Source organism: Pedobacter terrae (genome assembly GCF_900100705.1).
GTDB classification, from domain to species: domain Bacteria; phylum Bacteroidota; class Bacteroidia; order Sphingobacteriales; family Sphingobacteriaceae; genus Pedobacter; species Pedobacter terrae.
The window spans coordinates 17,552-29,991 of sequence record NZ_FNCH01000029.1; the positions used below are offsets into that span (position 1 = coordinate 17,552).

Sequence of the window (12,440 nt, forward strand, 5' to 3'; positions counted from 1 at the left end):
ATATATTTACCACTTAAGGCGATTTAAAACATTAATATCTATCGATTTCGTATTTCTGTAAACCATTACAATGATGGCTAAACCTACTGCAACCTCTGCAGCGGCCAGGGCCATAATGAAGAATACGAAAACCTGTCCGGATGGATCGTTGCTATGCACAGAAAAAGCGGTTAACAACAAGTTAACGGCATTAAGCATCAGCTCAACCGACATAAAGATTACGATTGCATTTCTACGGGTAAGTACACCGATTACGCCAATAGAAAAAATAATGGCACTTAAATAGATGTAGTGATTTAGCGGAACGCCCTGAAGTTGTGATGTTAAATTTTCCATTATGCTTCTACCTCATCTCTTTTAGATAATAAAACGGCTCCTACCATTGCTGCCAATAATAATAAAGATGACAATTCGAATGGCAATAAGAATGGGCCAAATAGCTCCTTGCCTAGATTTTCTACCAATCCCAAGCTTGGATTTTTCAAAATTAACGGACTGGTAATACTTGCCGATTTTAAAGAACCGATTAAGGTAACCACCAAACAACCGCCGGCAATAACCCCAACAATTTTAATCAACGGTGATTTACTGGGCTCAGTCTCGTTATTCAGGTTAAGCAACATCAGTACAAATAAGAAAAGTACCATAATGGCCCCCATGTAAACAATAAAGTTTACCACTGCCAAAAACTGCGCGTTTAAAAGCACGTAGTGAACAGTGAAGGTAAAAAAGGTAAGAATTAAGTATAATACACTGTGGATTGGATTTTTTGCAAAAATCACCAGCAGCGAAAAGATGATACTTAATGTGGCTACGAAATAGAATACTTGTGTACTCATTAATTGTTTATTTATTTATGTTCTATGGTTTTTGTCTCCACAAACCATTAATTATCTTTTGTTTCGTGAAGACACGAACCGAAGCCTAATGGCATTTCTTGTTTAGTCCTTCGACAGGCTCAGGATGACAATAATTATTTTTTCATTTCTAATGGTGCCTCTACCAGCTTATCTTTTCCGTAAATGAAATCTTTACGTAAATAATCAGCAGGTACAATCGGGCCATCTAAATAAATAGCCTCTTTTGGGCAAGCTTCTTCACATAAACCGCAGAAAATACAACGCAACATATTGATTTCGTAAGTAGCTGCATACTTTTCTTCACGGTATAAATGTTTTTCTTCTGGCTTACGTTCAGCGGCTATCATGGTAATGGCTTCAGCCGGACAAGATAAAGCACATAGGCCACAAGCAGTACAACGTTCTTTACCATTCTCATCGCGTTTTAGCGAGTGCATTCCCCTAAAGTTGGTCGAGAATTCGCGTTCTACTTCAGGATATCTTACGGTAGCCTCTTTTTTAAATAAGTGACTGATGGTGATGCCCATGCCCTTGGCAATTGCCGGCAGGTACATCCTTTCCATAAAGCTCAAGGGCTTTTGTTCCAGTACTTTTTTCTTATTACTTAATGATTCCATAATTAAAACTTCTCAATAATCGCAATCACGACACCTGTTATTATAATATTGGCTATGGCCAAAGGTATTAAACCTTTCCAGCCTAAATTCATCAATTGATCGTAACGGAAACGAGGGATTGTCCAACGCACCCACATAAAGAAAAAGATGAACATTACTATTTTTCCGAAGAAAACAGCCGTACCAATAAGCGGAGCCCAGGTTGGACCTAAATGCGCAGCAACGTAATCCATTCCAGGATAGTTATAACCACCCCAATATAAGGCTGCCATTACTGCCGATGACACGAACATGTTGATATATTCTGCAAAAAGGTAAAAACCTAATTTCATTGATGAATATTCAGTATGATAACCACCAATCAGCTCGGTTTCACACTCAGGTAAATCGAAAGGTGCACGGTTGGTTTCAGCAAAAGAGCAAACCATAAAGATTAAAAATCCGAGCGGCTGGTACCAAACATTCCAGTTTAACCCATGCTGCTGACCAACAATTTCTTTTAAGCTTAAGGTATTGGTCATTAAAAGCAAAGCGATGATCGATAATCCCATTGCAATTTCATAACTGATGTTCTGTGATGCGGCGCGAATGGCACTTAACAAAGAATATTTATTGTTTGAGGCCCATCCACCAATCATTACACCATAAACACCTAAAGAAACTACGCCAAAGATGTATAAAACACCAACGTTGATATCTGAAACCTGTAAGGGAATAGTTTTACCTGCAATTAAAACCGGGCTACCCCATGGAATAACGGCCGTACCGATACAGGCACAAAGTAATGCTAAACCAGGACCAGCGATAAACAAAAATCTATTTGATGATGTAGGAATAATTTCCTCTTTCATAAACATCTTAATACCATCTGCCAGTGGCTGTAAAATACCAAACGGACCAGCTCTATCCGGACCTAAACGATCTTGTAAATATGCAGCAACCTTACGTTCTGCATAAGTAGAATACATGGCAATAACTAAACTGATGCCGAAAATTACAGCTACCAGGATAAATTTTTCTATAACAAAAGCGCTATCCATTAGTATTTAACTGTTTTATGTAATTCAATTTCATTTGCAGCCTGTAAAGCCTCATTAGGCTGAATTACATGCAAAGGTTTTAATGTTTCGTAGTGGTTAGATGCAATTACCGAAGTATCATCAATGTGTGTTGGATGTTCAATTACCCAATCAGCAGTTGCTTTTTTATCGAAGCGGCAAGTATTGCAAATAAATTCTTCCACTTCGCCAAACTGATCCTTACGGGCAGTAACACGTAAAACATCAGCTCCTTTATACCAAAGGGTTACTTTTCCATTGCACTTCTCATGATCGCAATCGCGATGCGCATCAACAGGTTTGGTAAACCAAACACGGTTTTTAAAACGGAAAGTCCTATCGGTTAAAGCACCAACAGGGCAAACATCGATTACGTTTCCTGAGAAATCGTTATCAACCGCTTGTTGGATATAAGTAGAAATTTCTGAGTGATCGCCACGGTTTAAAATACCGTGAACACGTTTATTGGTAATCTGATCTGCAGTAAAAACACAACGATAGCATAAAATGCAACGGTTCATGTGCAACTGGATCTTATCACCTATATCAATACGCTCGAAAGTACGGCGTTCAAACTCATAACGTGTTTTTTGCAAACCATGCTCATAACCCAAATTCTGAAGATCGCACTCTCCTGCCTGATCACAAACAGGGCAATCTAAAGGGTGGTTAATCAACAAGATCTCTACCACACCCGCACGTGCTTCCAAAACTTCTGGTGAAGTAATGTTAAGCACTTCCATCCCGTCCATTACTGTAGTACGGCAAGAAGCCACCAACTTTGGCATAGGGCGTGGATCTTTTTCCGAACCTTTAGTCACCTTTACAATACAGGTACGGCATTTACCGCCACTGCCCTGTAATTTAGAATAATAGCACATGGCTGGTGGAACAATATCCCCTCCGATTTGCCTTGCAGCATTCAGAATGGTTGTTCCGTTATCAACCTCTACTGTTATCCCATCTATCGTAACCTTAACTTTTTCACTCATGGTTAATGATATTCTTTTATTTTTTTTATTTCTAACGTCATTACGAGGTATGAAGCCTTTTTTTATTCAAGCCATGGTTCGTGTTTCCACGAACCAGTTCATTTCGCTTTCGTTTCGTGGGGACACGAACCGAGGCGCTTTTTAAAAATTCTTATTTTCAAAGGTCGCAAATTGTGACTTTAGATCTTATTTTTCTTCCGCTACCGGAGCTTTTTCAATCGGTGTTGCATAATTGGCAATACCATAATTTTGGCTCTGGCTCTTTATCGGTTCTTTAATGTGCCATTCAAATTCATCCCTGAAATGACGGATTGCACTGGCAACCGGCCAGGCTGCTGCATCACCCAACGGACAAATCGTATTTCCTTCAATTTTTCGTTGGATATCCCACAATAAATCAACATCTTCCATGGTTCCATGGCCATGTTCGATTTTGTGCAATACTTTTTCCATCCATCCCGTACCTTCACGGCAAGGAGAACACTGTCCACAACTTTCATGGTGATAAAAACGAGAGAAATTCCAGGTATTACGAACAATACACTGATCTTCGTCAAAAGCGATAAAACCACCTGAACCTAACATGGTTCCAGTTGCGAATCCTCCTTCCGATAATGATTCATAACTCATTAAACGAGGCTCGCCGTTGGCTAATTTTAAAGTTAGGTTAGCTGGCAAAACAGGTACAGAAGAACCGCCCGCAACTGTTGCTTTAAGGCGTTTGCCATTGGCAATGCCACCACAATATTCATCAGAGTAGATAAATTCTTCTACTGGTAAACCCAATTCTATTTCATAAACACCTGGTTTTACCAAGTTGCCGGATGCTGATATTAATTTTGTACCCGTACTTCTACCGATACCGATTTTGGCATATTCATCACCACCATCATTGATAATCGGAACTACTGCAGCAATGGATTCAACATTATTTACCACAGTTGGACAACCATATAAACCAGCAATAGCGGGGAATGGCGGTTTAATACGTGGATTCCCTCTTTTTCCCTCCAGTGATTCTAACAAAGCAGTTTCTTCACCACAAATGTAAGCGCCACCGCCAGGTTGAACATATAATTCTAAATCGTAACCTGTTCCTAAAATGTTTTTACCTAACCATCCGGCAGCTTTAGCTTCAGCAATTGCTTTTTCTAAAATGCGGATCTGAGGCATCATCTCGCCACGTACGTAGATATAAGAAACCTTTGCACCTAATGCGAAACTTGATACGATCATTCCCTCAATTAAAGCATGAGGAATGTAAGTCATTAAATAACGGTCTTTAAAAGTTCCCGGCTCAGATTCATCGGCATTACACACCAAATAGCGCGCAACACCTTCTGGTTTAGCCAAAAAGCTCCACTTCATCCCGGTTGGGAAACCCGCACCTCCGCGACCGCGTAAACCTGATTTTTTAACCTCTTCAACAATTTCTTCTGGTGTTAAGGTTTTCAGGGCTTTTTCCACAGCACGGTACCCGCCCTTCTGGCGATAGACTTCAAGTGTATTGATGCCCGGTACGTTTATATGCTCAAGTAATAATTTACGGCTCATTATCTATAGATATGAGATGTGAGACATGAGATATTAGACAAATGCCTGATCTCATATCTCAAATCTAGTTTCTCAAATCTTATTCTTTAAATCTTCAATCAATTTATCTACACTTTCGGTAGTTAAGTTTTCGTAGAAAGTATATTCCGGGCTAATTTGTAATACCGGCCCGTAACCACAGGCGGCTAAACATTCAACTCCTCTAAAGCTGAATAAACCATCGGCAGTAACTTCACCTTCTTTAACACCTAACTTGTTTTCCAGGTGACTTAATATTTTTTCGGCACCAACCAGGCAACAAGGACCAGTACGGCAAACCTCTAAGGCATACTTACCTTGTGGTTTTAAAAAGTACATGGTATAAAATGTAGCCACCTCATACACTTCAATTGGCTGAATATTTAAATATTCGGCAACTTTATCCATCGCTGGTGTACTTACCCAAAGGTACTCGGCCTGTACCAGGTGCAAAAGTGGTAGCAATGCTGATTTGCTTTTATCTGCCGGATAACGGCTTTTTATATCATCAAATTTGGCAAGCAATTCTGACGAAAACACTACAGGTGTTTGTTCTTCTACTTTAAGCATCTAATTCTCCTGCAATAATATTCATACTACTCATGTTGATAATGGCGTCAGACAATAACATGCCTTCGCTCATCGGTGCAAACATCTGGTAGTTTATAAAACTTGGTCTGCGGAAGTGTAAACGGTATGGTGTACGGCCTCCATCGTTAATCAGATAAAATCCCAATTCACCATTTCCGCCTTCTACAGCGTGATAAACTTCTGCTTTTGGCGCATCAATCTCACCCATCACAATTTTGAAGTGATAGATTAATGCTTCCATATTATTGTAAACTTCTTGCTTCGGAGGAAGGTAAAATTCAGGAACATCGGCATGAAAAATACCTTTTGGCTCTGTTTTTAACTTTACAATTGCCTGTTCGATAATGCGGACACTTTGCCACATCTCTTCGTTACGCACCAGATACCTGTCATAAATATCGCCACTGGTACCAACTGGTACTTCAAAGTCAAAATCCTGATACGAAGAATATGGATCGCTTATACGCACATCATAATCTACTCCCGTTGCACGCAATAATGGGCCCGTCCAACTGTATTCTAAAGCAGTTTCTTTAGTTACTTCTGCAACACCGGCCGTTCTATCAATAAAAATACGGTTACGTGTCAGCAGATTTTCGAATTCTTTTAGTGCTTTAGGAAATTCTTTTAAAAACTTATCGATTTTGGCAAAGGCGATATCATTGAAATCTCTTTCAAAGCCACCTATACGTCCAATATTTGTGGTTAAACGTGCGCCACATACTTCTTCAAAGATTTCGTAAATATGTTCACGAAACTGAAAAAGATATAAGAAAGTGGTGGTGGCTCCCGTATCCTGACCAATAATCGTGTTACAGATAATATGATCGGCAATACGTGAAAGCTCCATAATGATTACCCGGAGATAATCTACACGTTTCGGCATCTGAATATTTAATAACTTCTCCACCGTCATGTGCCAGCCCATGTTATTAATAGGCGAAGAACAGTAGTTTAAACGGTCGGTAAGTGGGGTGATCTGATAAAATGGGCGATGCTCGGCAATCTTTTCGAAAGCACGATGTATGTACCCAATAGTAGAAACGCCGCTTACAATACGTTCGCCGTCTAACTGCAAAACATTTTGAAAAACGCCGTGGGTTGCAGGGTGTGTTGGACCTAAATTTAGGGTTACCAGCTCACTTTGCGGATCGTTATCTGTAAATACCGGATGGTTATGATTCATAGTTTACCTTCCAAAAAATTCATCTTTTTTATCTACCCTATTCGGATCTTCCAATGGATATTGTTTCAGCATTGGGTGAACACCTAAATCATCCATATTTAAAATACGGCGTAAATCAGGGTGACCTTCAAATTTAACCCCGAACAGATCGTAAGTTTCACGCTCCATCCAGTTGGCACCTTTCCAAACAGTTGTTGCTGTAGGGATGGTTGGATTTTGTTCTGAAATGAATACTTTAATCCTGATCCTCACTTTTTCTACCATGTTATGCAAATGGTAAACCACTGCTATACCATGATCTTTACCAGGGTAATGAACTGCTGTAATATCTGTTAGAAAATTGAATTTTAATTCTTCTTTAAGATGCGAAAGCACATTTACGATAACATCTTTATAAGTTACAAAAGTTAATAGACCATAAGGCTCAGAAACAGCAGTAACTTTTTCGCCAAACTTTTCAGTCAGCTTAACATGAATGTCGTTATTTAGCGTCGTTTCTTCCATTACTTAATGCCATATTGACCTAAAAGGTCTTTGTAATAATCAGAATTTCTTCTTCTTCCTGATTCGTTCTTCACTAAATCCTGAATACGCTGGAAACCATCTAAAATAGCTTCTGGTCGTGGCGGGCACCCCGGAACGTAAACATCTACCGGAATCACTTCATCAATACCTTGCAACACAGAGTAAGTGTCAAAAATACCACCACTACTTGCGCAGGCACCAACTGCCATTACCCAGCGTGGCTCTGCCATTTGGATATAAACCTGCTTTAATACCGGGGCCATTTTTTTAGCGATGGTACCCATAACCATTAAAACATCGGCCTGGCGGGGAGAGAAGCTTAAGCGTTCGGCACCAAAACGACCTAAATCGTAGTGAGAACCCATGGTTGCCATAAACTCGATTCCACAACAAGAAGTGGCAAACGGTAAAGGCCATAATGAATTTGAGCGCGCCAAACCAATCACTTTATCAAGAGAAGTGGCAAAAAAGCCAGGTCCTTCGGTTCCCGGCGGCGCATCAACTATATTAATTTCACTCATGTTTATAAACAAAAAATGCTCATCCCTTTGCAGAATGAGCAACAAATTTACAATATTTTAAAGGCAAACAAGCGAGTTTTACTCGATTTAGAACCTTTCTAAATAAAAAAACTGGCTTGAGTTAGTGTAAGCGATACACATTCAGTTTTCAGTTGGCTTATTTCAGTTTATAGTTATTAAACCAAGAACTATTAACTGCCGATTGTGAACTGATCACTACGGACTGACTAGTTCCAGTCTAAAACTTTTTTCTTGATTACGTAAATGAACCCGAGCAATAAAGTGCCCATAAAAATGAACATCTCAATCATTCCATCCATTCTTAATGCGCGGAAATTCACAGCCCACGGATACATAAAGATAACCTCTACATCAAATAATACAAAGAGTATAGCTACTACGAAATATTTGATTGAAAAAGGCTGGCGTGCATTACCAATCGATTTTACACCTGCCTCAAAAGTTTCTAACTTATCACTCGTTTTACGTTTTGGTCCTAAAAAGTGAGTAGCAACCAATGTAGTTACCACAAAACCTAAAGCAACAATTACTTGAAATATAATTGGTAAAAAATCTATAGCCGAACTTTGCGCTTGCATAATTTTAATTTTTGTGATGCAAAAGTAAAAGAAAAAGGCAGAGTAACCAAACTCTGCCTTTTCTAAATTATTTAACTGATTAATTATTTGCCTTTACCTTTTGCTTTTGAAGCACCTGCAGGTGATTGCAATTCTTTAAGCTTGGCTGCAGCAAAAGGACCTTGTGGATCTAGCGCTATACTTTTATTTAAAAAATCTATAGCTTTCGCTTTATCCTTATCGGCATAATATGCACCAAGATAATCATAAGCCTCTACAAGGTTTGTTTTGTTTGCAGCCTGTTCTTCTGGTTTAACCAAGCTGATATACTTTTCAAACAATGGAATTGAAGCATATTTTGGATTTGCTTTGTCCTCTAAAAGGTTAGCAATCCTTGCTCTTGTAAAATAACCTAATGCAAATTCAGGAGAAACGTTATTTAAGTGACTCAATGCTGAATCAGCCTCAACTAATGCAGCTGTATTTAAAGGTTTTTTATCTTTTTGCGCAAAATATCCTTCCAAGAACCTGGTTTGACCTATATAATAGTAATTGGTTAATGAACCCTTACCATTTGGATTATACTTAGTTGCTAAAGTATAAATTTCAGCTGCCTTACCATATTTCTTAGCTTTGTATAAAGCTAAACCAGCTTCAGCTAATGCATCAGCGTTGGTTGAATCGATTTTAGCTGCTTCGATAATATTGTTTACACCTAAACTATCTTGACCAGCTTTTAATTGAGCTTTACCCAAATAAAGGTAATCATTACCTAAAATTTTAGATTTATCTTTCTCTTTTGCGAAAAATTCAGTTAAGCTGGTTAATGCCTGAGGATAGTTACCATTTTCATAAGCTGCCCAACCTTTCATCCTCGCAACAACATTACCCTTAGGGTCGTTAGCTGGAACCTGTAAAGAAGAAGCCACTTGCTCTAATGTTTTATAATCTTTTGCATAAAACAAGAATTGAGCATAACGTAATTGAGATTCTAAAGATTTATCAGTTAAATCCATGTATTTTTTATAATTCTCAATTGCTTTAGCTGCTTTTTCTTTATCAACACCAAAACTACTCCATTGTAGGTATAACTCCCCTAACTCACGGTAAGCCGGACCATAATTTGGATCAGCAGTAATTACATCTTGTAATTCTTTTTCTCCTTCAGGAAAAGCCCTTGATTCTTTATACATTTTACCAATTTGCGTTTTAGCTCTTCTGTTGTTCGGATCAACATCATTTACGCGCATGTATGGGCCTAATGCTTCAGAGTTTTTCTTTTGTAAGGCATAAGCATCACCTTGAGCCAAGAAAACTTCAGCATCCTTATCTTTAGAATCCAATTCATCAGCTTTGGTAATATTGGCTAACGCATTGGTAAAGTCAGGTTTTGATACATCATCACTTGGTTTATCCTGAGCCAAATAAGCTTTACCGATATACAAATAAGTTTTGTAATCTTTAGGAGATAATGCTACTGCTTTATCAAAATTAGTTTTTGCAGACGTTGCATCGTTAGACAATAAATCCGCTTCGCCTAAACCAATTAAGTTTAAGTTATTTTTAGGGTCAGCAGTAACACCTTTATTAAATACGGCTCTAGCTGAATCTATATAACCGGTCTTTAAATAAACCAAGCCAAGATTGTAATAATTATCACCATCTGAAGCTTTTGAACTCACCAAAGATTTAAGCATTGATGATGCTTTTTGATATTGCTCCGCGTCGATGGCTTTTTTCGCCTCATTTAAATCTTGAGCAAAAACGGCAGAACCCATCAACACCAAACCTACATTTAAGGTTATCGCTTTCTTTAAAATTTTCATAGTTCTTTATTGTTTTTTAATGGTAATGAAACTTACAATCATGCAGGTCTCATCTGATATTCTGTTTTTTATTTAATAAAAATGAAGTGTTGCTTTTGGGCTTACTTCGTGGTTCAATTTATAATTTTTAATTTAATTTCCTTTGGTCAGGTTAATTTGTCTTGGCATTAATTTATGTGGGCCAAGTCCAGATTTAAGTACAATCAATTGTCCCCTCTGACTTCTTAACCATGTTGCAAATCCTGTGCCTAAACCATCTCTTCCTTCGCAATCAATAATATTTATATTTCTCAAGAAAGGATAGACACCATTAATTAAATTATCCTGAGTCGGTTTATAGAACTGATCATCACCCACCTTTCCTTTTACGTTCTTTACCCCCAATACCTTTATTTGAGAAAGGTATTCGCTCATTTCTGCATGTTTGCCCGTGATCCAATTCACGCCCAAAATACCAATAAAATTTTTATCTTCTGCAATAAGCTTAATTACTTCCTTACTAGAATTTTTTGAGTAAACACCTGTAGCAGGAAATTGTTTAATATTGGCCAACGTTTTAAAATACTGAAAGGTACTTGAATAAGCATTATCAAAGACCAATTTTTTGTCTGATTTCTTTCCCTGTAAGATGTCAATTACCTCTTTAACGTTAATGGTACTGTCTATATTGCTCTTATTGGTAATTAACGCAATACCATCAACAGCAAAACGCGAAGTATTGATCTTAATACCGCGTTGGTTATAATACTTTTCTTCAGCTTTGGTTAATAACCTTGGCAAAACAATTACCCTTACGCTATCATTCAGGAATGCAGGTAATAACTTTTCTTCAGGTTTAACGGTCGTCTGAAACTTGGCATCGGGATAATCTAAACTAAAAATATCGATCTGGTCCTGAACAATCTGCCCAACACTTTCATCAACCAATATTTTTAAGGTACCACTTGTTCTTGTCTCTTTAACAACTACTGGCTTGTTTTTACGCTTGCAGGATAAGAGTAAAGCGAGTACACAAAATATTAAAAGGATATTTTTCATTTAAATGATTAGTCGCGCCTACCAAGGCTTAAAAGTCTTACAAAAGCATAAATAACGAGGAAAACACCAATTGTAATACGTCCCCATTGCGGAATAGCACTTAAACGAAGTGCAATAGGTTTATAAAATATAAATGCGCAGCCCAGTATCACATAAAAGACAAACATGATAAGGCCTAAAATGAGCAAAAACCGCTGTTTAGGCGATTTTTGCTTAAAGATATCGAAATTTAACATTTACGATTAGTTCAATGTAAAGTTAACGTTGATGTTGTATTTTACCCTTACCGGCTTACCATTCTGGATACCTGGGTTCCATCTTGGACTAGCTTTCAATACACGGATGGCTTCTTCATCAGTTCCGCTACCCAAACCACGGGTAACTGTGATATCAGTTAATTTACCATCTTTTTCCACAACGAAAGATAAAAACACTTTACCCTGAACGTTGTTTTCTTGTGCCATTGGCGGGTATTTTATGGCTTTACCTAAGTAACCATAAAATTTAGCGATACCTCCCGGGAATTCTGGTTGTTTCTCGATACTCACAAAGTCATAAACTTTATTGTCATCTACCGCAACAGCAGCTTCTCTTTTTGGTCCTTCCCCTACCGGTTCAGCGATATTAATCTCTGCCGTTGGATCACCTTTGATATCTCTCTGACCTGGATCAGCTTCCTTCAATTTTTCAACTGTAGGTGGTTCATCTCTAACCTCTATATCAGGTTTTACAATTGGAGGTGGCATTTTCACCTGGTCAACCTTTGGTGGCGGTGGCTCTACCGGTGGCGGTGGAGGTGTCTCCGGGTTTACCGGTGGTGGTGGAGCTAAAATAACTTCCTGTGCTTTTACCTGTTCTTCCTGTTGATCCATTGAGCCTTTGATCAGACTAAAGATCTTTGGAGAGAAGAATAAAATAAGGAAGATAACAGATCCAATAATTAAGGCTCTTGTAGTATTAGCACCATTGGTTTTACGCAATTGGTACGCACCGTAGCTTTTGTTCTTATCAGCAAAAACCACTTCAAGCCATTCTTTTCTGAATATATCTAACTTCGACATAAAATTGGTTTTATT

14 protein-coding genes are annotated in these 12,440 nt (G+C 38.3%); all 14 read right to left on the reverse strand.

Annotated features, from left to right (window positions below; all coding sequences use genetic code 11):
- Positions 1–6: 6 nt before the first annotated feature.
- Positions 7–336, reverse strand: coding sequence for an NADH-quinone oxidoreductase subunit NuoK (gene nuoK, locus BLR60_RS22795; RefSeq protein ID WP_055908793.1), 330 nt, complete (start codon positions 334–336; stop codon positions 7–9).
- On the reverse strand, positions 336–839 hold the full coding sequence (locus BLR60_RS22800) for an NADH-quinone oxidoreductase subunit J family protein (RefSeq protein ID WP_090504251.1): 504 nt from the start codon (positions 837–839) through the stop codon (positions 336–338). The genes nuoK and BLR60_RS22800 overlap by 1 nt, the downstream gene beginning before the upstream one ends.
- Before the next feature lie 134 nt (positions 840–973).
- Positions 974–1,477 (reverse strand): NuoI/complex I 23 kDa subunit family protein, encoded by a 504-nt coding sequence (locus tag BLR60_RS22805; protein WP_090504254.1) that lies wholly within the window; start codon positions 1,475–1,477, stop codon positions 974–976.
- Positions 1,478–1,479: 2 nt separating this feature from the next.
- Positions 1,480–2,517 carry an NADH-quinone oxidoreductase subunit NuoH gene (gene nuoH / locus BLR60_RS22810; protein WP_090504256.1) on the reverse strand — a complete coding sequence of 346 codons (1,038 nt, stop codon included), beginning with the start codon at positions 2,515–2,517 and terminating at the stop codon, positions 1,480–1,482.
- A complete protein-coding gene (locus BLR60_RS22815) occupies positions 2,517–3,527 on the reverse strand; it encodes an NADH-quinone oxidoreductase subunit G (protein ID WP_090504258.1) in 1,011 nt (336 codons plus the stop codon). Before BLR60_RS22815 ends, nuoH begins: the two co-directional genes overlap by 1 nt.
- A gap of 186 nt (positions 3,528–3,713) precedes the next feature.
- Positions 3,714–5,081, reverse strand: coding sequence for an NADH-quinone oxidoreductase subunit NuoF (nuoF, locus tag BLR60_RS22820; RefSeq protein WP_090504261.1), 1,368 nt, complete (start codon positions 5,079–5,081; stop codon positions 3,714–3,716).
- A gap of 72 nt (positions 5,082–5,153) precedes the next feature.
- Complete coding sequence (locus tag BLR60_RS22825; RefSeq protein ID WP_090504264.1) at positions 5,154–5,669, reverse strand: NADH-quinone oxidoreductase subunit NuoE family protein; 516 nt, start codon at positions 5,667–5,669, stop codon at positions 5,154–5,156.
- Positions 5,662–6,876: an NADH-quinone oxidoreductase subunit D gene (locus tag BLR60_RS22830; RefSeq protein WP_090504267.1), complete on the reverse strand. Its 1,215-nt coding sequence runs from the start codon at positions 6,874–6,876 to the stop codon at positions 5,662–5,664. The genes BLR60_RS22825 and BLR60_RS22830 overlap by 8 nt, the downstream gene beginning before the upstream one ends.
- A gap of 3 nt (positions 6,877–6,879) precedes the next feature.
- A complete protein-coding gene (locus BLR60_RS22835; RefSeq protein ID WP_090504270.1) occupies positions 6,880–7,380 on the reverse strand; it encodes an NADH-quinone oxidoreductase subunit C in 501 nt (166 codons plus the stop codon).
- On the reverse strand, positions 7,380–7,922 hold the full coding sequence (locus tag BLR60_RS22840) for an NADH-quinone oxidoreductase subunit B (protein ID WP_090504273.1): 543 nt from the start codon (positions 7,920–7,922) through the stop codon (positions 7,380–7,382). Before BLR60_RS22840 ends, BLR60_RS22835 begins: the two co-directional genes overlap by 1 nt.
- Before the next feature lie 227 nt (positions 7,923–8,149).
- Positions 8,150–8,521, reverse strand: coding sequence for an NADH-quinone oxidoreductase subunit A (locus BLR60_RS22845; protein ID WP_090504276.1), 372 nt, complete (start codon positions 8,519–8,521; stop codon positions 8,150–8,152).
- Positions 8,522–8,604: 83 nt separating this feature from the next.
- The gene (locus BLR60_RS22850; protein WP_090504279.1) at positions 8,605–10,326 is read right to left on the reverse strand and encodes a tetratricopeptide repeat protein; all 1,722 of its coding nucleotides are present in this window, start codon (positions 10,324–10,326) and stop codon (positions 8,605–8,607) included.
- A 132-nt stretch (positions 10,327–10,458) separates the two neighbouring features.
- Positions 10,459–11,364: a substrate-binding domain-containing protein gene (locus tag BLR60_RS22855; protein WP_090504282.1), complete on the reverse strand. Its 906-nt coding sequence runs from the start codon at positions 11,362–11,364 to the stop codon at positions 10,459–10,461.
- A 242-nt stretch (positions 11,365–11,606) separates the two neighbouring features.
- Complete coding sequence (locus tag BLR60_RS22865) at positions 11,607–12,425, reverse strand: energy transducer TonB (RefSeq protein WP_090504288.1); 819 nt, start codon at positions 12,423–12,425, stop codon at positions 11,607–11,609.
- Between the last annotated feature and the right edge of the window lie 15 nt (positions 12,426–12,440).